Annotated in this window: 19 protein-coding genes; 6 read left to right on the forward strand and 13 right to left on the reverse strand. The window is 55.5% G+C overall.

Annotated features, from left to right (window positions below; all coding sequences use genetic code 11):
• Positions 1–389: 389 nt before the first annotated feature.
• Positions 390–2579, forward strand: coding sequence for a TonB-dependent siderophore receptor (locus tag L2097_RS20105; protein WP_250353559.1), 2190 nt, complete (start codon positions 390–392; stop codon positions 2577–2579).
• 142 nt (positions 2580–2721) lie between these two features.
• On the opposite strand, the gene L2097_RS20110 is transcribed toward L2097_RS20105, so the two are convergent.
• On the reverse strand, positions 2722–3306 hold the full coding sequence (locus tag L2097_RS20110; protein ID WP_250353560.1) for an NAD(P)H-dependent oxidoreductase: 585 nt from the start codon (positions 3304–3306) through the stop codon (positions 2722–2724).
• 114 nt (positions 3307–3420) lie between these two features.
• On the opposite strand from L2097_RS20110, the gene L2097_RS20115 reads away from it, so the two are divergent.
• Positions 3421–4014: a TetR/AcrR family transcriptional regulator gene (locus L2097_RS20115; protein ID WP_250353561.1), complete on the forward strand. Its 594-nt coding sequence runs from the start codon at positions 3421–3423 to the stop codon at positions 4012–4014.
• 76 nt (positions 4015–4090) lie between these two features.
• Here the strand turns inward: L2097_RS20115 and L2097_RS20120 are convergent, their stop codons facing one another.
• From L2097_RS20120 to cscK, 5 genes are all read right to left on the reverse strand, one after another.
• A complete protein-coding gene (locus L2097_RS20120; protein ID WP_142517502.1) occupies positions 4091–5131 on the reverse strand; it encodes a substrate-binding domain-containing protein in 1041 nt (346 codons plus the stop codon).
• A gap of 29 nt (positions 5132–5160) precedes the next feature.
• Entirely contained in the window at positions 5161–6570 is a 1410-nt protein-coding gene (locus L2097_RS20125) for a sucrose-6-phosphate hydrolase (protein ID WP_250353562.1), read from the reverse strand.
• Entirely contained in the window at positions 6570–7940 is a 1371-nt protein-coding gene (locus L2097_RS20130; protein ID WP_047373133.1) for a sucrose-specific PTS transporter subunit IIBC, read from the reverse strand. The genes L2097_RS20125 and L2097_RS20130 overlap by 1 nt, the downstream gene beginning before the upstream one ends.
• Positions 7941–8008: 68 nt before the next feature.
• The gene (locus L2097_RS20135) at positions 8009–9526 is read right to left on the reverse strand and encodes a carbohydrate porin (RefSeq protein WP_250353563.1); all 1518 of its coding nucleotides are present in this window, start codon (positions 9524–9526) and stop codon (positions 8009–8011) included.
• Between the two features lie 151 nt (positions 9527–9677).
• Complete coding sequence (cscK, locus tag L2097_RS20140; protein ID WP_250353564.1) at positions 9678–10604, reverse strand: fructokinase; 927 nt, start codon at positions 10602–10604, stop codon at positions 9678–9680.
• A 274-nt stretch (positions 10605–10878) separates the two neighbouring features.
• Here cscK and L2097_RS20145 point away from each other — a divergent pair, with 274 nt between their 5' ends.
• From L2097_RS20145 to fucR, 4 genes are all read left to right on the forward strand, one after another.
• Positions 10879–11433, forward strand: a complete 555-nt coding sequence (locus L2097_RS20145; RefSeq protein ID WP_103278074.1) for a DsbA family protein — start codon at positions 10879–10881, stop codon at positions 11431–11433.
• Positions 11434–11507: 74 nt separating this feature from the next.
• On the forward strand, positions 11508–12374 hold the full coding sequence (gene yghU, locus L2097_RS20150; RefSeq protein WP_047373128.1) for a glutathione-dependent disulfide-bond oxidoreductase: 867 nt from the start codon (positions 11508–11510) through the stop codon (positions 12372–12374).
• Positions 12375–12507: 133 nt separating this feature from the next.
• Positions 12508–13494, forward strand: coding sequence for a sensor domain-containing diguanylate cyclase (locus tag L2097_RS20155; RefSeq protein ID WP_047373127.1), 987 nt, complete (start codon positions 12508–12510; stop codon positions 13492–13494).
• Positions 13491–14213, forward strand: coding sequence for an L-fucose operon activator (gene fucR / locus L2097_RS20160; RefSeq protein ID WP_250353565.1), 723 nt, complete (start codon positions 13491–13493; stop codon positions 14211–14213). The genes L2097_RS20155 and fucR overlap by 4 nt, the downstream gene beginning before the upstream one ends.
• Here the strand turns inward: fucR and hybG are convergent.
• The 7 genes from hybG to hybA are packed head-to-tail and all read right to left on the reverse strand — an operon-like array spanning position 14204 to position 19606.
• Positions 14204–14458, reverse strand: a complete 255-nt coding sequence (gene hybG / locus L2097_RS20165) for a hydrogenase maturation factor HybG (RefSeq protein WP_047373125.1) — start codon at positions 14456–14458, stop codon at positions 14204–14206. The two genes, fucR and hybG, sit on opposite strands and share 10 nt — an antisense overlap.
• A 2-nt stretch (positions 14459–14460) precedes the next feature.
• Positions 14461–14805, reverse strand: a complete 345-nt coding sequence (hypA, locus tag L2097_RS20170; RefSeq protein WP_085005765.1) for a hydrogenase maturation nickel metallochaperone HypA — start codon at positions 14803–14805, stop codon at positions 14461–14463.
• Positions 14798–15274, reverse strand: coding sequence for a hydrogenase-2 assembly chaperone (gene hybE, locus L2097_RS20175; RefSeq protein ID WP_047373123.1), 477 nt, complete (start codon positions 15272–15274; stop codon positions 14798–14800). Before hybE ends, hypA begins: the two co-directional genes overlap by 8 nt.
• Positions 15267–15761, reverse strand: a complete 495-nt coding sequence (locus L2097_RS20180; RefSeq protein ID WP_250353566.1) for a HyaD/HybD family hydrogenase maturation endopeptidase — start codon at positions 15759–15761, stop codon at positions 15267–15269. Before L2097_RS20180 ends, hybE begins: the two co-directional genes overlap by 8 nt.
• Positions 15761–17464: a hydrogenase 2 large subunit gene (hybC, locus tag L2097_RS20185; protein ID WP_047373121.1), complete on the reverse strand. Its 1704-nt coding sequence runs from the start codon at positions 17462–17464 to the stop codon at positions 15761–15763. The genes L2097_RS20180 and hybC overlap by 1 nt, the downstream gene beginning before the upstream one ends.
• The gene (gene hybB / locus L2097_RS20190; protein WP_085005768.1) at positions 17461–18633 is read right to left on the reverse strand and encodes a Ni/Fe-hydrogenase cytochrome b subunit; all 1173 of its coding nucleotides are present in this window, start codon (positions 18631–18633) and stop codon (positions 17461–17463) included. Before hybB ends, hybC begins: the two co-directional genes overlap by 4 nt.
• On the reverse strand, positions 18623–19606 hold the full coding sequence (gene hybA, locus L2097_RS20195; protein WP_085005769.1) for a hydrogenase 2 operon protein HybA: 984 nt from the start codon (positions 19604–19606) through the stop codon (positions 18623–18625). Before hybA ends, hybB begins: the two co-directional genes overlap by 11 nt.
• Positions 19607–19608: the final 2 nt, after the last annotated feature.

Here is a 19608-nt window from a genome sequence, read left to right on the forward strand (position 1 = left end):
TTGGTTTTCTCCCTTTCTCTGCGGGAGAGTGTCGGGTGAGGGGCGGCATGCAGCCCCTTCTCTCCCGGATGCGGCTACGCCTTATCCAGGCTACGTGATTGTAGGTCGGGTAAGCGAAGCGCCACCCGACAGATTTTTTCCGGATGGCGGCGCAAACGCCTTATTCGTGCTACGGATCCCAGCCAGCCCTTCTTGTATGACTCCTGCCCCGCACCCATAAACCACATAAAAATCATGCCATTATAGAAATATTTTTTAACATAAACTGTTTACATGGTAACGATAATTCATATCATCTTGATAATCACTATCACCACTGAGGTGATGCGTTTGCGGCACAGGAGAATCAATGCCGCCGTACCTTTGGATTAATCAGGATTACCACAATAATGAAACCTCGTTACTTTTGGACATTAAGTCCTTGTTTACTCATGATGTTAAATACAAATGCCGCAGCCGAAGGTCAAAAAGAAGAGACACTGGTGGTGGCCGCCAGCCGTGCGAATCACAGCATTACCGACATGGCGCAGACCACCTGGGTCATTGAACAGGCTGAAATCGAACAGCAGGTTCAGGGCGGTAAAGAGTTCAAAGAGGTACTGGCGCAGCTGATTCCCGGTATGGATGTCAGTAGCCAGGGGCGCACCAACTACGGCATGAATATGCGTGGTCGTTCGATGATGGTGATGGTCGACGGCGTACGTTTAAACTCCTCGCGCAGCGACAGCCGCCAGTTGGACTCTATCGATCCATTTAATATCGCCCGCATTGAAGTTATCTCCGGTGCCACCTCCCTCTATGGCGGCGGCAGTACGGGTGGTTTGATCAATATCGTGACCAAAAAAGGCCAGCCGGAAACGGAAGTCGAGTTTCAGACGGGCATGAAGACGGGCTTTAACAGCCATAACGATAATGACGAGAACATCGCGGCAGCGGTCAGCGGCGGCAACGACAACGCATCCGGACGCCTGTCGGTGGCGTATCAGCGCTTTGGCGGCTGGTATGACGGCAAAGGTAATGAGGTCAATATCGATAACACCCAGACCGGCCTGCAGTACTCAGACCGCCTGGACGTGATGGGCACCGGCACGCTGAATATCGACGCTCATCAACAATTGCAGCTCACCACCCAGTATTACAAGAGCCAGTCCGACGGCAAGCACGGCCTGTACCTTGGCGAGAATTTCTCGGCGGTGACAGGTTCTGGTAACGCGTACAATAAAAACAACCTCGACTCCGACCGCATTCCGGGCACAGAGCGCCACCTGATCAATCTGCAATATTCAAACACTGATTTCTGGGGCCAGGACCTGCTCGCGCAGATTTACTACCGCGATGAAAGCCTGACATTTTATCCCTTCCCTACCCTCTCCGGCGGCCGGGTGACCAGTATTGGCGCATCGCAGCAAAAGACCGATTTCTATGGCGGCAAGCTGACCATCAACAGCAAGCCACTGGATGATTTAACGCTAACATGGGGCGTGGATGCCGAGCATGAAACCTTCGACGCCAACCAGCAATTTTTCGACCTCAACAAAGCGGCGGCCAGCGGTGGCATGAAGCTGGATAATGCGTATAACGTTGGTCGTTATCCGGGTTACAGCATCACTAACCTCGCACCGTTCCTGCAAACGAGCTACGACATCTCTGCCATCACCTTAAGCGGCGGCGTGCGCTACCAGTACACGGAAAACCGGGTCGACGACTTTATTGGTTATGCCCAGCAGCAGGCCATCGCCACGGGCAAAGCCACGTCGGCAGACGCAGTGCCGGGCGGGAAAACCGATTACAACAACCTACTGTTTAACGCAGGCATTCTGGGCCATCTGACCGATCGCCAGCAACTGTGGTTTAACTTCTCACAAGGGTTTGAAATTCCGGATCTGGCGAAATACTACGGCTCCGGCACCTATCAGTTGAGCAATGGCCACTATCGTCTGGTTAACAGCGTGAACGTCAACGACTCAAAACTCGACGGGATCAAAGTCGATGCGTACGAGCTGGGCTGGCGCTTCACCGGAGATAACCTGCGTACCCAGGTTGCCGCGTACTACTCGCTTTCCGACAAGACCATCAACATCAATAAAACCGACATGACCATCAATATTGAAGATGACCAGCGTCGTATTTACGGTGTGGAAGGCCAGGTGGATTACTCCTTTACCGACAGCCAGTGGAGCACTGGCGCGAACTTTAACGCCATCAAATCGCAGACCCGCGTCGACGGCAAATGGGAAAAGCTGACGGTCGACAGCGCCAGTCCGTCAAAAATGAGCGCATGGGTGACCTGGGCGCCGGGCGACTGGACACTGCGTCTGCAAAGTACCCAGACCTTTGATCTCTCTGACGAAGCCGGTAAGCACATTGATGGCTATAACACCGTTGACCTGTTAGGCAGCTATGTTCTGCCCGTGGGCAAGCTGAGCTTTAGCGTCGAAAACCTGCTGGATGAAGATTACACCACCGCCTGGGGACAGCGTGCGCCGGGCCTCTACAGCCCAACCTACGGCGCTGAGAATCTCTATACCTACAAAGGCCGCGGTCGTACTTTCGGCTTGAATTACTCGGTGTTGTTCTGATATCGGCTGCCGCCTGCAACGTGGGCGGCAGTTTTGCTTATATCAGCTTAAAGCCACCGCCGTGCGCAGCCAGAAGCAGCACCAGACATGCGCTTTGAATTGATGGCCTCTTTGCAATCTCAGGCTTTTCGCCCATTCCCTCTCACCCAAACACCTTCTCCCCCAGCGCCAGCGCCTTATCCAGATACGCCTCGCCACTTCCCAGTTCCGGCAGTAACAGTAGCTCAGACGCTTTTACTTGTGCGCCGCAGTAATCAAAAATGCCGTGGGCGATTTGTGCGTGAAAGGCGGCGGTAAAACCATGTCGGTCATAGGCGCCCTGGCTTGCCGCGCCCAACCCGATGATATGCACCGGCAGGTGACCCAGCTTTTTCACTATGTCCCCTTCGGCGGTCTCTTCATAGGCCCAGCCGTTGGTAAATACGCGATCAATCCAGCCCTTGAGCAGCGCAGGCATCGACCACCAGTAGACCGGGAATACCAGCACCAGCGCATCGGCCTTATCAATTCGCGCCTGCTCTGCGACAATATCCGCCGGGACGGGTGCGGTAAGCTTGAACGCGGCAAAATCGTGCGCGGTGAAGATCGGGTTAAAACCCTCAGCGGTGAGATCGATAATCTCCGCAGTGTGTTGCGGTTTAGCGGTGATCCCTTTCGCCACGGCGGCTGCGACGCCGTGGGTCAGAGAATGGGTATCCGGATGAGAAACGACGATTAAAGCATGCATCTGGCGACTCCTGGTTGCGGGATAGCGTAAGCAAACGTACTCTATATACCAAAGGTAAGTTACCATTAGTAAGTTACCTTTGGTATATAAGCATGTCAACGGAGAATTTCTACGATGGGCAGTCAGATCGCGCGCCAACGTTTATCAAGGCAGGAACGTTATACCCAGCTGATTGAGGTGGCCTGGCAGATCATTCGGGAAGAAGGCACAGAAGCCCTGACGCTCGGTCACCTCGCAGAACGCGCCGGGATCACGAAGCCGGTGGTTTATGATCATTTCACCAGTCGTTCGGGGCTGTTTGCTGCACTTTATCGGGAATACGACCTGCGCTCGACGGCACGTATGGATGAACAAATTCGCCAGACGGCACCAGAGCTGGACAAGCTTGCGGCGGTGATTGCCGATGCCTATATCGAATGTGTGTTGTTGTCAGGACGTGAAATGCCAAGTGTGATCGCCGCGCTAAGTGGCACCCCGGAACTCGAACAACTACGCCAGGAGTACGCCACGGCGTTTACCGAGAAGTGCGGGGCACTGTTTGCTCCTTTCTGCAATGGTAATCCGTTACCGACATCTGCACTGTGGGCGATGCTCGGTGCCGCAGAAGGGTTATCCTGGGCAGTGGTGATTGGCAAAATCAGCGCGCAGCAGGCGAAGGATGAATTGGTGCAGGTGATCGTGACGAGGGTGCGCGGCAACCCGCAATAACGAACACGAGGGGAAGCCCCTTCCCCCTCGCATGATCAAAATGGTGCTCTGCTTTCAGACACGCATTACCGCTCTGTCAGCCAGCCTGACCAGGCGCTGCGTTTTTCAAACGCTCATTACGCAGGCGCAGAGTGGCCGGCAAAATTCGCTGCAGCTCGGTCGGTTCATTACCCTCAATCAGTTGCGTGATGAGGTCAAAACAGTCATACGCCAGGCGCGGGATATTCTGTTCGACGGTATCAATACTCAGCGAAAGCGAGTCGTAGAGATAGTGGTCGTCGAAGCTGGCGATGTGAATATCGCTTTGCAGCAAATGATGCTGACTCATATAGCGCAACACACCCTCAAGCAGCCCGCATGCCGCCGTAAACAAGGCTTTGGGCGGACGGCCCAGTTTTGCACAGAGGGCGGCAAACATTTCGTAGCCGCTGCTGGGATGGTAGTTGCCGTGAATAATCCATTCAGGTCGCAGCGCCACCCCTGCTCTCTCCAGCCCCTGCGTGAACCCCGCCAGACGATCTTTGGTTGGCGACAGTCGCGATTGCCCGCCTAAAAAATAGATCTCATCAGGGTTCGCCCGGGCCAGCCGCTCAACCAGATCGGCGGTTGGCGTCACCGCATCGGTAATCACCAGCGGCAAAGGGGTGCTGTTCATGTGGCGGTCAAACAGCACTACGGGCAGTTGCTCGCTCAGTTTCAGGTAATCCGCGTCGTTGAGCATGCTGGAGGCGACAATCAGCCCGTCCACCTGGCGGGAGACCAGATTGTTGACCACCACCGACTCCTGGCTGGCATTTTCATCGGTACAGGAGATAAGAAGCTGCAGCCCCGCTTCGCGGCATAAGTTTTCCAGCTCATGAGAAAAAGCAGCAAACCCGTGGTTGGTTATCTCAGGGACCACCAGCCCCAGCGTGTGGCTACGATCCTCGCGTAACAGCCGGGCATGGATACTCGGCTGATAATGGTGCTGCTGAGCAAGCGAAAGCACACGCTGACGAGTTTCCTGCGCCACGCGTAACTCTTTACCTCGTCCATTGAGTACCAGACTGGCGGTGGCTTTAGAGACACCCGCCAGCGCGGCAATATCAGTGATGGTAACGCGTTTTGTTTTTCTCACGACGATGCATCGGTTAATGAAACAAGCAGTTATTCTACCATGCAAGGGCGTAACGACCAGTATTGCGCCCGCAGTTCGCCACTTCCGCTAACGGTTATTTGCGCAGGATGTGACGGGAAGTAGCGGCTGCTCATTACGCCAGCACCCTCATTAATGAAGATCTCAACGCTGGAGCTGTCGCATAAAATCTGCAGTACCCTTGCCTCTCCCTCCCAGTAACGCGAGAGCCATTCACCGTTCTCCAGGCTACGGCGGTCAAGGCGCAGCTGGTTTTTATGCCAGTGGAGGATAAGCGTATTGCCAACATTTAACGTCAACTCGCCCTCGCTCTCGACCAATAGCTCCAGGCTCCGGGCGTCAATCACCGGAGCGTCATCCCCGCGGCCTGTAAAACAGTGCTCATCTTCGCGCAGCGCCTGCAATTCCCTGACCGGCTGTTGATACAACTTGCCATCGCGGTTGAAAAGTTCACGCACGCAGGTCATTTGATGGATCCAGCCCTGCGCTACCGTCGGCTGGCGCATCTCTTCGCCATCCGGCACGCCCATCCAGCCTACCAGCAGGCGCCGACCATCAGCGCTTAGCGTGGTCTGCGGGGCGTAAAACTCAAATCCGGCGTCAAGTTCATGCAGCGCGCCATGTTCAAACGTCGCCTGTTCGGGTGAAAATGTCCCGCTCAGGTACGCGCTCGGGTGCGTATTAAGGAAACGGCGCGCTTCACGAGCCACCCCTTGTGGGCAACAGATGAGGAAGGTCTCTGCCCCCAGCGTGAACAGGTCCGGGCATTCCCACATGTATCCGGATTCCCCTAACCCCCCGAGTCCGCTCCCGGCGATTTCACCGAGTAATTGCCAGTGGTGCAAATCGTCGGAACGTAACAGCAGCACCTTACCGCGTAGCGCCAGATCCTGCGCGCCGAGCACCATGTACCACTGATTTTCGTGTCGCCAGACTTTCGGATCCCTGACGTGCCCGGTGTATCCCTCCGGCAACGCGATGACAGGCCCGGACTTATCAAACCCACCTTCGGCGTTCTGCACGGCCAGACACTGCCAGGCCGTGCGTCCGCCTTCGGCGAATTTCACATTGCCGGTATAACACAACGTCAGTTCGCCCTGGTTGTCGACCGCGCTGCCGGAATAGCAACCGCTGCGGTCATACTCTTCTTCCGGCATCAGCGCTATCGGCTCGTGCTGCCAGTGCAGTAAATCCGCTGAACTCCAGTGTCCCCAACATTTATGGTTATGCTGGCAGCCAAGCGGATTCCACTGATAAAACAGATGAAACCGCCCCTGAAAATGGATAAAGCCGTTGGGATCATTCAACAGCCCCGTTGCCGGGGCCAGATGCCAGGCCGGATAGTGACTGTCCCGCAATGCTGTCGGTTGGCCTTTCAGCACTGACAGTAAAATCTTCGGCAACAGGGTTGATGACGTCATTATTCTGAGTCCGTTTTGTATTTAAGCAGGTAAGAGATAACAAAAGCGACGCTGAAAGCGATCACCATCCCGATAGCATAATTCAGTAGCGAGCTGGCCTGCACAATCGCCATGCCCGGAATACCCGTCAGGCCGACGGCGGTCATGTAGACGTGGACGGAAACGACCCATGCCCCACCCACTGCACCGCCAATCAGCGCGGCAATAAAAGGCTTCACAAAACGCAGGTTAATACCAAAAATCGCCGCTTCTGTAATGCCGAGAACCGCAGAAAACGCCGACGGTAAGGTAATAGCTTTGATTTTGGCATCGTTGGTTTTGAACCACACCGCCAGACAAGCGCCACCCTGCGCGACGTTAGCCATCGCCCAGATAGGCAGCAGGAAGTTCACGCCAATGGACGGATTGCCCAGTAATCCCGCTTCGATCGCATGGAAGCTGTGGTGCACGCCGGTAATGACAATCACCGAATAGAGACCGCCGAACAGCAGCCCTGCAAGCCAGCCTGCGTGGGTGATGAGCGTGCTCAGCACAAAGGAGATGCCATCACCCAGCGCACGACCCGCCGGGCCGATGACCAGCAGCGCGACAAAACCGGTGATAATCACCGTCAAAAACGGCGTCAGGATCAGATCCAGCGCGTCCGGAATAACCCGGCGCAGCTGCTTTTCCAGGATGCTCATAAACCAGACGGCAAGCAACACGGGGAAGACCGTCCCCTGATAGCCGATCATCGCCACTTCGATACCAAAAAAGTTCATGGTATGGAACCCGGCGGCCACGCCCCAGGCGTTGGTCAGGGCCGGATGCGTCAGAATGCCGCCCAACGTCGCGCCCAGGAAGGGGTTACCGCCAAATTCCCGCGCCGCGGTAAAGCCAATCAGGATCGGCAGGATAATAAACGCCGCCGAGCTGAACATGTCCAGCATGATATAAAGCGCATTTTCCGGGTTTACCCAGCCGTAGGTTTTCACCATGCCCAGCAGTCCCATCAACAAACCCGACGCCACGATGGCGGGGATGATCGGGACGAAAATGTTCGACAACAAACGGGCCACGCGCTGGAACGGATTCAGTTTGCGGGCAGCAATGGCGGCCGCTTCAGACTTGCTTGTTTCGCCAATCCCCGCCTCTTTGATAAACGCCGCATACACTTTGTTCACCACACCGGTGCCAAAGATAATCTGCAACTGTCCGGCATTGCGAAAACAGCCTTTCACACCCTCTACTTTGCCAATTGCGGTGGTGTCTGCTTTTGCATCTTCCGCCAGCACCAGCCGCAGACGTGTGGCGCAATGCGCCGCACTGACGATATTGTCCTTGCCGCCCAGCAGCGGTAAGAGCGACCGGGAAATCTGTTCAAAGTCCATATAAGCCCCTGTTTTATGGAAATTTGTAATAATTAGCGCGTAAAAAGCCCCTTACCGGGGCTTGATGATCAGAACCAGGTTTCCATCTGCACGCCGAAGGTCCATTCACCGCCAGACTTAAAGCCGTTGCTACCCAAAGCATCATCGCTGGCATAGTTGTCCAGCTTATGATCCCAGTCCATCCAGGAAGCGAAAAGACGCAACTCCGGACGTTTCAGGAACTCACCCACATCACCCGCTTTCAACGTTGGCGCGACGGTGAGTTTGTAGAAGCTGCCGTTGACCGCGTTGCGGCTGTTGTAGCCCTCAGGTTTGAGATCCATGTACTGATAGCTGCCTTCATACTGCATCTCGAAATTCTGCGTCAGCGCCTGAATCAGCCGCATGTTCACCGTCGCCCACTCATAGCTGTCGCCTTTGACGTAACGGTCTTTGCTGCTCTGTGCCAGTACCGCAGGGGCAATATGCCAGCCACCACCCAGCGGCGTCATACCGTAGGTCGCCAGACGCCAGGTATCCGCCTGGGATAACAGTGCGCCATCAGCCCCTACCGTTTTCACCTCGGCACCCAGCCCATGACCATAAAGCAGCGCCGTTTTCGACATCCCCTCACGCAGGCCATAGAAACTCTCGTTGTGCAGCCCTAACAGCGCATGAACACCAGTATTCGCCGCGTCGCTTTTCACTTTATTGCCATCAAGATCGAGGCGGTCGTTGTTGTCTTTCGCACGCATCCCACTGACCATCGCCTGTACCGGGCCAAAGTAGTTGTTCAGCGTCAGGATGTAGTTTTGGGCATTGTTTTCACTGTTTTCGATATCGCCAAAGGTGCGACCATACAGTGAGAAGTTACTGCGCGCGGTATCGCTCCACTTCATGTCATAGATACCGGCCCCGGTTCCGGCGAGGAAAATCACGTCCGAATCGAGCCAGTGAATGTCGAAGTTATCGCGGTCAAAGCGTTTCCCGGCCCAGACGGTGGAATCTTTAAACGCGCCGGTGAAGGTGGGCAGATGGCCGAGTTCGGTAAAAGCCTGACGCAGGTTGAGGTCGCTACTTGAGGCGGTCCAGTCGTTGTAGCTGCGCTGTCCGTCGGCCAGCATCACCTTAAAGCGCGTGGTGGCACCGTTAGCCAGCGTCTGTTTATGTTCAAGATTCATCTCGACGTAAGTATCCGGCTCGTTACCCAGGCGCCCTACATGTCCACCCGTTTCTCCGGCTGGCGTCATCCCTGGACCACCCTGGGTTTTCGCTGCGGAGTCGCTCATCAGTAGCCCAGAACGGGCATAGCCATGGAACTCAAATCCACCTTCCTGTGATGATTTCTGCTCCAGTTGCGTGGTGCGCTGCGCCACCTCTGCCGTGGTGGTTTGCGTTTTCTGCTGTTCAGTCGCCAGATTTTTTGCCTGTAACTCGGCGGCTTCCGCTCTTTTTTCAGCGTTAGTGGCCCGTTGTTCTGCGGCCTGCAGACGTTGCTCCAGCGCGGTAAGGCGCGCCTCAATGCTCCCGGTTCCCGCCTCTGCCGCAAGGGCAGAACCCGATCCCATTAATAAACCAAGCGTGATAGCGAGCGTGCTTTTTCTCATTGTTTTTGCGTCCCTAAGAAAGAGGTAAGAATATTGAATATTTTGCTAAACCGGTTTAGTTGCGAATCATAATCGTGGTCAATTTCAACCTGCAAACAAATTAGCTAAACCGGTTTAGTGAATGTGAGGAGGGTCGCAAATCGTTGGAAAATCAGTCCTGCGGTGCCATCAACGCCGCAAGATGGGGTAACGCGGTCATGGCCCCTTTCGCCGTGGTCGCCAGCGCGCCGCACCGCTGCGCATACCTCAGGCTCAATGCCAGATCCGATTCGCTGTGAGGTAAGCCTGTTTGCGCCAGTTGCCATAGCAGCCCGGCCACAAAGGCATCACCCGCGCCGGTGGTATCCACGCTTGCCACAGGGACGCAGGGATAATGGAAAATATCGCCCTGAAACAGCGCCAGCACACCGGCTTTACCCTGGGTGACCAGCAACAGTTTGATCGCAAACCGGTTTACCAGCGTTTTCATCGCGATGTGCAAATCCGTGGAGGCTGTCATAAAAGCCAGCTCCTCTTCCGAGAGTTTGACCACATCAGCCAGTTCAAAGGCGAGCTCCAGACACCGTTGCAGCCTCTGCGGATCCTGCCAGAGATCGGTTCGAATATTAGGATCAAAACTGACAAAACCTCCCGCTTCACGTATGCGCTGCATGGCAAGTAACGTCGTGCTCCGCGAAGGTTCTGCGGAAAGTGCAATAGAACAGCAGTGTAACCATTCCCCTTGCCGGAAAGCTGGCAAATCATCGGCCTGCAAGAAAAGATCGGCGCTGGGACGCACCATGAACGTGAAGGAACGCTCGCCTTCATCATCAAGGGCGACGACAACGGTGGATGTGCGCTGTGCCTCGTCAAAGGTCATAAAATCCGTATTCACCTTTTCCCGGCGAAGTGTGTCGTACATAAATTTGCCAAAGGGATCCTGCCCCACCCGGCCGATAAAACCGCTTTTCCCTTCCAGCCGCGCAATGCCAACGGCGACATTGGCCGGGGCTCCGCCCGCGCACTGCATTAATCGCCCGTCGCCCTCAGGCAACAGATCAATAACGGCATCACCCAGACACCAGACTTGAGATGACATGATTTTCTCCCGGTAGAATGTATCGCTAAAATTTAATTAAACCGGTTTAGCAAAGCAAATCTATTCTGTTGCCAATGCAAAATGACCTGCGCTACATCAACAGCATGGCCTCGCCAGGTGGCCGGTTTGTTGAATTAGCGTTTTGGGCGGTTTAGCCGTTCTTCCTGTCAAATTCATCAATTCCAGTGCCTCGCGAAATCACATCCTGATATTCTCTTTTGTCATCGCAACGTTCACATCTGCCACAACATCGTGCTAACCATCAGGAGTCAACATGAGCCAACCGTTACATGCCGAGCCGCTGGTCTGGGGTCACGGTCCACGCACTTTCGAAGTATTTCTGGAACCCACCTGCCCGTTCTCCGTGCGCGCCTTTAACAAACTGGATGCGCTGCTAAAAGAAGTGGGTGAAGACACGGTGACAGTAAAGATTCGCCTGCAGTCGCAGCCCTGGCATTTGTTCTCTGGCGTTATTGTGCGCTGCATTCTTGCCGCCTCCACGCTGCCCAATGGGCGCGATGCCGCGCATAAGGTGATGCAGGCTGTCGCCGATCATCGGGAAGAGTTCGAGTTTACCGACCACTGCAGCGGCCCGAATATGGAGGCAACGCCGCAGCAGATTATTGAACGCATTGAAAATTACAGCGGCGTGAAGTTGGGCGAAGCCTTTGCGCGCCCGGAATTGCAGACGGAAATTAAATGGCATTGTAAGTATGCGCGCCAGAACGGTATTCACGTCTCCCCCACCTTTATGGTCAACGGCCTGGTACAGGCAGATCTCGGCAGCGGCGATGATATCAGCGCCTGGGCGGCGCGCATTCTGGCCTGATAAGAATGGGGAAAACACGCCCCCTCCGACGGCTGCTACACTGCTTCAATACATTAACGAAAATGCAGGTCAACATGTCAGAAAACAACTATCAGCCACCCAAAGTCTGGACGTGGGATAAGTCCGCCGGCGGCGCATTCGCCAATATTAACCGCCCGATTTCCGGCGCGACCCACGACAAAGAGTTACCCGTAGGTAAACACCCGCTACAGCTTTATTCGCTGGGTACGCCAAACGGGCAAAAAGTAACAATCATGCTGGAAGAGTTACTGGCGAAGGGCGTGAAAGAGGCGGAATATGACGCCTGGCTCATCCGCATTGGCGAAGGCGATCAGTTCTCCAGCGGCTTTGTGGACGTAAACCCGAACTCCAAAATTCCAGCGCTACGTGACCACTCCACCACCCCGCCAACGCGTGTGTTTGAGTCCGGTGCCATTCTTCTGTATCTCGCGGAGAAATTTGGTCACTTCCTGCCTAAAGACCCGGCCGGGCGTACTGAAACCCTGAACTGGCTGTTCTGGCTGCAAGGCTCCGCGCCGTTCCTCGGCGGCGGCTTTGGTCACTTCTATAATTATGCGCCGGTGAAAATCGAGTACGCCATCAACCGCTTTACGATGGAAGCCAAGCGCCAGTTAGATGTGCTCGACAAACAGCTCGCGAAACACACATTCGTCGCGGGCGACGAATACACTATTGCCGATATGGCCATCTGGCCGTGGTATGGCAACGTGGTGCTGGGCAGCGTTTACAACGCCGCTGAGTTCCTTGAGGCCAGTGGCTACCAGAATGTTCTACGCTGGGCCAAAGAGGTTGCCGCACGTCCTGCCGTAAAACGCGGGCGCATGGTCAACCGTACCTTTGGCGAACCAAATGAACAGTTGCATGAACGCCACGACGCCAGCGACTTCGATACCCATACCGAAGACAAACGCAACGGCTGACTCCCCTTCCCGGACGTCAAACGTCCGGGAATATCCCTTCCAGACCCGGCCTTACACTGTTTTTATCACTTCATATTTACATCCCTGGAAATAACCAGTAAGAATGCCTTTTATTTATCCATAGTCACGCCAAATGACTGAAAATGCGCTAAAACAGCAGATCCAGAATCTAAAAAAGCATAACGCCCGTCTGGTGCGGATTGCGCGTGATGCCCGTAATAAGCTCAGCGCGGCGCTGGATGGTACAGGGCTCTGTTTATGGCAACTTGATGTGCCAAGCGGAAAACTGATTATCTACAACCGCCGCTGGGGATCGATGCTCGGCTATCAGCCAAAGGAGCTCAGCGCCCACTTTGATGTCTGGAAAGAGCACTTGCATGAGGACGACCGCCAGCGCGTGCTGGATGCGTTTTACGATCACCTGCATGGCAAAACCCCTTTCTATGAAGCGCTGCACCGTATGCAGCATAAAAACGGCACCGTCACCTGGGTACTGGACCGTGGGCGCGTCACTGAGTGGGGCAGCGACGGCAAGCCGTTAAAAGTCACTGGCACCCATATCGACATGACCAAAGAGAAACAGTATGAAGAGCAGCTTGCGGCTCTGGCGAACCACGACCCGCTGACCGGGCTGGCGAACCGCCACGCGCTGCTCAAGCACTTCGATACCCTTAAAAACGCCGGCCCACTGTGCGTGGCGTTTATCGATCTGGACGATTTTAAAGTCGTTAACGATACCTTTGGTCACCGTAGCGGCGATGAGTTATTGATACAGTTGAGCCAGCGCCTGCGCGAGGCCTGTCCGGAAGGCTCGGTGGTGGGACGCCTGGGGGGCGATGAGTTTGTTCTGTTGCTGCCGTTTGCGCTCAACAGTCTGCTGACCAATAGCACTGCGCATAATTGTCTGCGCGCCGCGCTCACCCCGTTCGAACTGGATAATGGCGATGCACAGGTTGGCGCCTCCATCGGCATTGATGAAGTACAACGCGACGACGATTTTGTGAACGCGCTGCGGCGCGCCGATCAGTCGATGTACCAGATTAAACATACGGGTAAAAATGGCGCAGCCATTGGTCACATGCTGCTATCCCTCTCGTACCGTCAGGCGGAACCCACATGAAAATGACACGCCAGGCATCGTTACTTCAGCTACTGGCAGAACATGAGACATTGACTACCGACGCTCTCGCCGGGCAGCTTGGCGTCAGCAAAGAGACCATTCGTCGGGATCTTAAGGCTCTGCAGACCCAGGGAAAAATTGTCCGGCGTCACGGTCGTGCGCGCTTACTTCACGCGCCGCAGCAAAATGATGGCGAGCCGTTTTACGCCCGGCGCAAAAGCCACTATGCCGATAAAGCCGATATTGCCCGCCACGCCCTGAACTGGATTGAGAAAGGGATGACGCTGGCGCTGGATGCCAGTTCGACCTGCTTTCATCTGGCACGTCAGTTACCGGATATCCCGCTGACGGTCTTTACCAACAGCCTGCCCGTGTGCCAGGAGATGGCGCGCCGCCAGCATATCAACCTGATTTGCTCCGGCGGGCGTCTGGAACGGCAAAATCGCTGCTACGTAAACCCGGCGCTGGTTACGATGCTGAAATCACTTGAGGTCGACCTGTTTATTTTTTCCTGCGAAGGGGTGGATGCCAGCGGAGAGATGTGGGATTCAACGAAATACAACGCCACCTATAAAGCGCATCTTCTGCGCCGGGCGAGCCAGTCTTTGTTGCTGATAGATAAGAGCAAATTTTACCGGGCCAGCGAGGCGAAAATCGGTAATCTGGCGCAGGTCACGCAGATGATTACCGATGCCAAACCCGGTACGCTTCATCTTTGAGGTTCGGTGAAATCCATATCCAGTTCGCGCAGGGCTTCCAGCGTCGCCAGGGCTTCTTGCTCATCAATTACGCTCATGGCAAACCCCACGTGCACCAGCACCCACTGACCAAGTAAGGCGGCTGGCTCGCTTTCGCACACCAACATAATATTCACGTCACGGCGAACGCCGCAGACATCGACCTGCGCCAGATGATGAACGCTTTCACCGACGCTAACCACCTGGCCGGGCACCCCAATACACATAGCTACTCCTGATCGACTTCGATACTTTTGATTTGCATGCCGCTGTCGTTTTCTCGCTGCAAGCCGGGACTGTGGCAACGCGGGCAGATTGCTTCCCCGCTCACCTCAACGCTTTCGTTACAGTTCCAGCACCAGGCCTGCGAAGGACGCTGTGAAAGGTGCAACTGACACCCTTCCGCCATCGTGCCGCGACAGGTTATCTCAAAGCCAAAACGCAGCGCGCTCTCTTCGATGCAGGCAAAGGCCCCCAGCTCCAGCCAGACGCCCGTCACCCGCTTTGCGCCATGTTGCTGAGCCTGTTGTTGCAGAATCTCAACCAGGTTCTGGCACAGGGAAAGCTCATGCATACTCGCCGCCTTTGAGGCCGGCAAACAGGGCCCGACGGCTGATCTGCGGATCACGCACCGGCAACGAAAGCACCATCCGCAGGCAGTCCCGGGCCAGCGCTTCCCCTTGCTCGACGCTGAGATCCGGTGCCAGCGGCGACATCAACGAGCAGGCACAGTACTGTGATATCCCGTCCAGTTCGCCAACGGTAAACATCATCTCGCCATAGGGAAGCTGCAGACCGAGCTTCTCCCCCACTTTTCGCGGCGGCCAGGCCTGTTCCGGGCCGGGAAAGATAGCCAGGCTCAACATCCATGGTGTCAATACACTGCCGATCCATTGCCCTTCAAACAGCGTAAACCCGGGGACGAAAACCGGCATAGTCGGATGTAAAAAAGGCAAATCCTGCATCTCTTCTGCGGCAATGCGCGCAAACGCAGCCTGCACCAGGCCGTGCGGAGAATGCTCAAAACCGGGGAAATCACACATGCGCACGCTCCCGTAATGCCGGGGTTATACCGGATTCCTGTAACGCCGCAAGTACCGCCTGTAGCGCGGGCTCCAGGCTTGCCTCGACCGTTGGCGTAAGCCCGATGTTCGGTTCCAGCGAGTGGGGGATCACCCCCACCAGCGTGATCTTGTCGGGGAATTCGCCGGTAAAGCGCAGGGCGGAAAGCACATCGGAAAGCCCCAACTGATGGGGCGAGATTTTATTGTTGAACAGCACCGGCACTTCGTCATCGCGCAGAATGAGCAGCGCACCCGGCTCGCTTTTACGCGACACGATCGCATCAACGATGATCAGGTGGGTGCGACTTGCCATGGCCTCCAGCAACTCCATGCCGGCGGTGCCGCCGTCCAGCACGTCCACGTTATCTGGCAGAACGTAGCGCTGCTCCAGCGCCTCGATAACGCGCACGCCAATGCCTTCGTCGCTCAATAAAATGTTACCGACACCCAGTACCAGAATGCTCATCACAACACCTTCACCGAGACAACGTCGTTACCGTCCGCGTCGACCACGTGCACCGCGCAGGCCATGCAAGGGTCAAACGAGTGGATGGTACGCACCACTTCGAGCGGTTTATTCGCATCCGCAATCGGGGTGCCAATCAGCGACTGCTCATAGGGCCCAATATCGCCATTCGCATTACGCGGACCGGCATTCCAGGTCGAAGGAACGACCGCCTGATAGTTGCTGATTTTCCCGTCTTTGATAACCATCCAGTGCGACAACATACCGCGCGGCGCTTCCAGGAACCCCACCCCTTTAAATTCGCCCGTGGCAGGAATATCCGGCTTCACAAACGTTACGTGATCCCCTTTACCGATATTGGCAATCAGCGCGTTGTACTGGTGCTGCAGAATATGCTGTAGCTCGCAAGCGTGAACGGTGCGACCAATTACGCGCCCCAGGGTGGAGTGCAAGTGTTCGACACCAAGCGTTTTCCCGGTGAGCTTCTGGTAAATAGCGATGATATCGTTAAGTTTTTCCCAGGTGGATTCCCGCTTCGCAGCCAGCTTATTGAGCATGTTCGCCAACGGGCCGACTTCCACCGTTTTGCCATAGAAGGTGGGGGATTTCACCCAGCTGTATTTGCCTTCATCCTGCCAGCCCGTATAAGCCGGGATAGTCGTTCCTTCCCACGGCGCCTGCGGCTCCTCGTCTTTATACCAGGCGTGTTTCGCGCTCTCCTGAATACCCTTAATCAGGTATTCATCACTGTGAGAGGTGATTTCACGACGTGAAGAGAGGTCACCGTTAGCAATGTAACCGCCCGGGAAAAGGAAGCTGCCGTTCTGAGCATCTGTAGGGAACTCCGGCGCGCTCAGATAGTTAACCGCACCTTTGCCCATCGTCAGCCATTCCGGGTAGAACGCCGCGATCACCGCCGTATCGACCTTGTAAACCTGTTCGACAAAGTCCTCCAGGCGGTCAATAAAGGTTTTGATGTACATCAGACGCTCAAGATTGAGCACGCCCAGGCCATCGAGATTAATCGGGTTAGCCACGCCGCCCACTGCCAGGTTCTGGATATGCGGGCTTTTACCACCGAGCAATGCCACCACGCGGTTGGCATCGCGCTGACACTCCAGCGCCTGCAGATAGTGCGCGACCGCAATCAGGTTAATTTCCGGCGGCAGTTTCATGGCCGGATGTCCCCAATACCCGTTCGCGAAAATACCTAACTGCCCGCTGGCTACCAGCGTTTTGATTTTCTGCTGCACTTTGGCGAACTCTTCGGCACTATTAAGCGACCAGGTCGAGATGCCTTTGAGCAATGCCGAGGCTTTTTGCGGATCGGCCTGCAACGCTGAGGTGATATCTACCCAGTCGAGTGCAGAAAGCTGGTAGAAGTGCACGATATGGTCGTGGGTGGTATGCGCCGCCAGAATAATATTTCGAATGTACTGAGCGTTCAGCGGCACATTGATTTTCAACGCGCTTTCCGCCGCACGTACCGAGGAAATCGCATGGGTGGTGGTACAAACGCCGCAAATGCGCTGCACGATCATCCACGCATCACGCGGATCCCGCCCCTTCACAATCTCTTCCATTCCGCGCCACATGGTTCCCGATGCCCAGGCACGGGAAACCACGCCGTTTTCAATTTCGCAATCAATGCGTAAATGACCCTCAATACGGGTCACCGGATCGATGGTGATACGTTGACTCATGCTTTACTCGCCTCATGGCTTTTTGATGGTTTTAACGGGGGAATTATGGGTAACAGGCGGATAAGTAGGATGTACGCGCAAATCTCCGTTGCCACAAAACCAATGGAAATGATCAGCTCTTCAGCCGTTGGGAAGTAGTGGTAGCCATCGCCGGGGTTGAATGCCAGCAACGAGTAGGACAACCGCCACAGCGCACAGCCCAGCAGCATGCTCACGGCCCCGGTAAACAGGAACCGGGCGTCGCTGCGCAGGCGTGGCAGACGAAATACCACCAGCGGGAACGCCAGCAGCACGATTTCGGCCCAGAACATCAGGCTGTAACCATCACCGGCAAACGCGAGCGCCAGTTTGTTACGCCAGATAAGTTCGCCAAAGCGCGCCACCAGAAACAGCGCCAGCAACACGCTCAACGTACCGGTGAGTTTCGAGAACAGATGCCGTTCATCAGGCCCGTTACCTTTTAACCCGGCCTGCAGCAAAGAGCCCTCAAAAATGAGGATTGAGAAGCCCATAATAAACGCCGTCAGCAAAGAGAAAAGCGGCAGCATTTCATAGCTTTGCCACAGCGGATGCACTTTGTGTCCGGCTGCAATCATCAGTGAGCCCATGGACGACTGGTGCATGGTGGGCAGTAATGCGCCCAGCGCAATAATAAAAAACATCACTTTATTGAGCCGTTTTAGCGACACCTTCCAGCCCAGACGCTCCAGCAACGCAGGGGCAAATTCCAGCGCCATCACGCCGATATAAATCGTCATGCATACCGCGGTCTCGAACAGCACCGAGTTGACGTTAAAATGGCCCGGAATGTAGAAATACGGCAGGTTCCAGTAACGGCCGACATCGACAGTAATGGACAGCCCCCCAAGCGAATAACCGAACAGGCTGGCCAGCAATGCCGGGCGCACCAACGGATGGTATTCGCCACGATTAAAGGCATAGACCATCCACGCGAGCGCCCAGCCACCGCAGGCGAAACCGGTGCCGATCAGCAAGTCAAAGGCGATCCAGATCCCCCACGGGTAGCCACCATTCAGGTCGGAGACAGAGCCCAGGCCGAATACCAGGCGCTTGAGAATAAACAGCCCGCACAAGACGATCAGCGGGCCAAACATGTAAATTGGCTTGCTGAGTAACTTTCCGCCAAGCGGTTGCGGATCATGATGCATCGTCATCCCCTCCCTTGTGGTCATCGCTTCGGGTATGGCGGTACACCAGCGCGGTCAAGCCCGCAAGAACGGCCAGCGGCAGCATCATCCCCTTATACACCGTATGCTGAATGTTTTCTGAACGCGCCCCGGTCGAAACATCATCCAGCTCAGGCAAGCCCAGACAGGTATACGGCACGCCCGTCAGCACCATCACCTGGGTGCCCCCTCCTTCATGTTCGCCATAAAGATGAGGATGGTATTTTGGGACTTCGCGAACGTTAGGATCGTTGGCGTCCAGCGTCTGGCGCGGGTAGTGATATTCACTGCCCGGTTGCAGCGCCAGGCGTTTTTTTGCCTCGGCCATTAACGCTTCACGCGTACCCAAAATAACCGCGCCGGTCGGGCAGACTTCTACGCACCCCGGCAGGCCGCCTTTGTTGAGACGCTCCACGCCCGCCTGGTTACACAGCTCGCATTTATGCAGCGCGCCGAAGGGATTGTTGTAATCATACTTCGGCACATTATAGGGACAGGCCACCATGCAGTAGCGGCAACCGGTACAGACGCTGGCGTCGTAATGCACGATGCCGGTTTTGGGATCTTTTTTCAGGGCCGAAACCGGGCAGACAGAAACGCAGTTGGGATCGACGCAGTGCATGCACTGTTTTTTGATATAGGCATAACCGTCCGTCGGCTGATCTTTATGCTGCGCCGTACCGCTACGCCATACCTGGATAATATTGTTGGTATAGGGGGTGAGTTTGGCGTTATTGGACCAGGTCTGTTCGCCCTGCGGGTTACGCGCCGGGAAGTTAATGTCCTGACAACGGGTGACGCACGCCTGGCAACCAACGCACAGGGTAGAGTCGTAGAGCATTCCCCACGCGCCCGGTATTGCCGGACGGTTATGCACGGCGGCGGAAACGGGTAATGCTCCCCCCGCCAGCAGCGCCCCACCGGAGGCCACCTTCAGAAAGTTACGTCTGTTCACGG

Origin of the sequence: Citrobacter sp. MNAZ 1397 (assembly GCF_023613995.1) — a bacterium.
In the GTDB taxonomy this organism is placed as follows: domain Bacteria; phylum Pseudomonadota; class Gammaproteobacteria; order Enterobacterales; family Enterobacteriaceae; genus Phytobacter; species Phytobacter ursingii.

What these genes read in the sequence shown, in the direction of transcription:
- L2097_RS20105 (WP_250353559.1), top strand. Translation starts at nt 390, where the DNA reads ATGAAACCTCGTTACTTTTGGACATTAAGTCCTTGTTTACTCATGATG.
- L2097_RS20110 (WP_250353560.1), bottom strand. Translation starts at nt 3,306, where the DNA reads ATGCATGCTTTAATCGTCGTTTCTCATCCGGATACCCATTCTCTGACC.
- L2097_RS20115 (WP_250353561.1), top strand. Translation starts at nt 3,421, where the DNA reads ATGGGCAGTCAGATCGCGCGCCAACGTTTATCAAGGCAGGAACGTTAT.
- L2097_RS20125 (WP_250353562.1), bottom strand. Translation starts at nt 6,570, where the DNA reads ATGACGTCATCAACCCTGTTGCCGAAGATTTTACTGTCAGTGCTGAAA.
- L2097_RS20130 (WP_047373133.1), bottom strand. Translation starts at nt 7,940, where the DNA reads ATGGACTTTGAACAGATTTCCCGGTCGCTCTTACCGCTGCTGGGCGGC.
- L2097_RS20135 (WP_250353563.1), bottom strand. Translation starts at nt 9,526, where the DNA reads ATGAGAAAAAGCACGCTCGCTATCACGCTTGGTTTATTAATGGGATCG.
- cscK (WP_250353564.1), bottom strand. Translation starts at nt 10,604, where the DNA reads ATGTCATCTCAAGTCTGGTGTCTGGGTGATGCCGTTATTGATCTGTTG.
- L2097_RS20145 (WP_103278074.1), top strand. Translation starts at nt 10,879, where the DNA reads ATGAGCCAACCGTTACATGCCGAGCCGCTGGTCTGGGGTCACGGTCCA.
- yghU (WP_047373128.1), top strand. Translation starts at nt 11,508, where the DNA reads ATGTCAGAAAACAACTATCAGCCACCCAAAGTCTGGACGTGGGATAAG.
- L2097_RS20155 (WP_047373127.1), top strand. Translation starts at nt 12,508, where the DNA reads ATGACTGAAAATGCGCTAAAACAGCAGATCCAGAATCTAAAAAAGCAT.
- fucR (WP_250353565.1), top strand. Translation starts at nt 13,491, where the DNA reads ATGAAAATGACACGCCAGGCATCGTTACTTCAGCTACTGGCAGAACAT.
- hybG (WP_047373125.1), bottom strand. Translation starts at nt 14,458, where the DNA reads ATGTGTATTGGGGTGCCCGGCCAGGTGGTTAGCGTCGGTGAAAGCGTT.
- hypA (WP_085005765.1), bottom strand. Translation starts at nt 14,805, where the DNA reads ATGCATGAGCTTTCCCTGTGCCAGAACCTGGTTGAGATTCTGCAACAA.
- hybE (WP_047373123.1), bottom strand. Translation starts at nt 15,274, where the DNA reads ATGTGTGATTTCCCCGGTTTTGAGCATTCTCCGCACGGCCTGGTGCAG.
- L2097_RS20180 (WP_250353566.1), bottom strand. Translation starts at nt 15,761, where the DNA reads ATGAGCATTCTGGTACTGGGTGTCGGTAACATTTTATTGAGCGACGAA.
- hybC (WP_047373121.1), bottom strand. Translation starts at nt 17,464, where the DNA reads ATGAGTCAACGTATCACCATCGATCCGGTGACCCGTATTGAGGGTCAT.
- hybB (WP_085005768.1), bottom strand. Translation starts at nt 18,633, where the DNA reads ATGCATCATGATCCGCAACCGCTTGGCGGAAAGTTACTCAGCAAGCCA.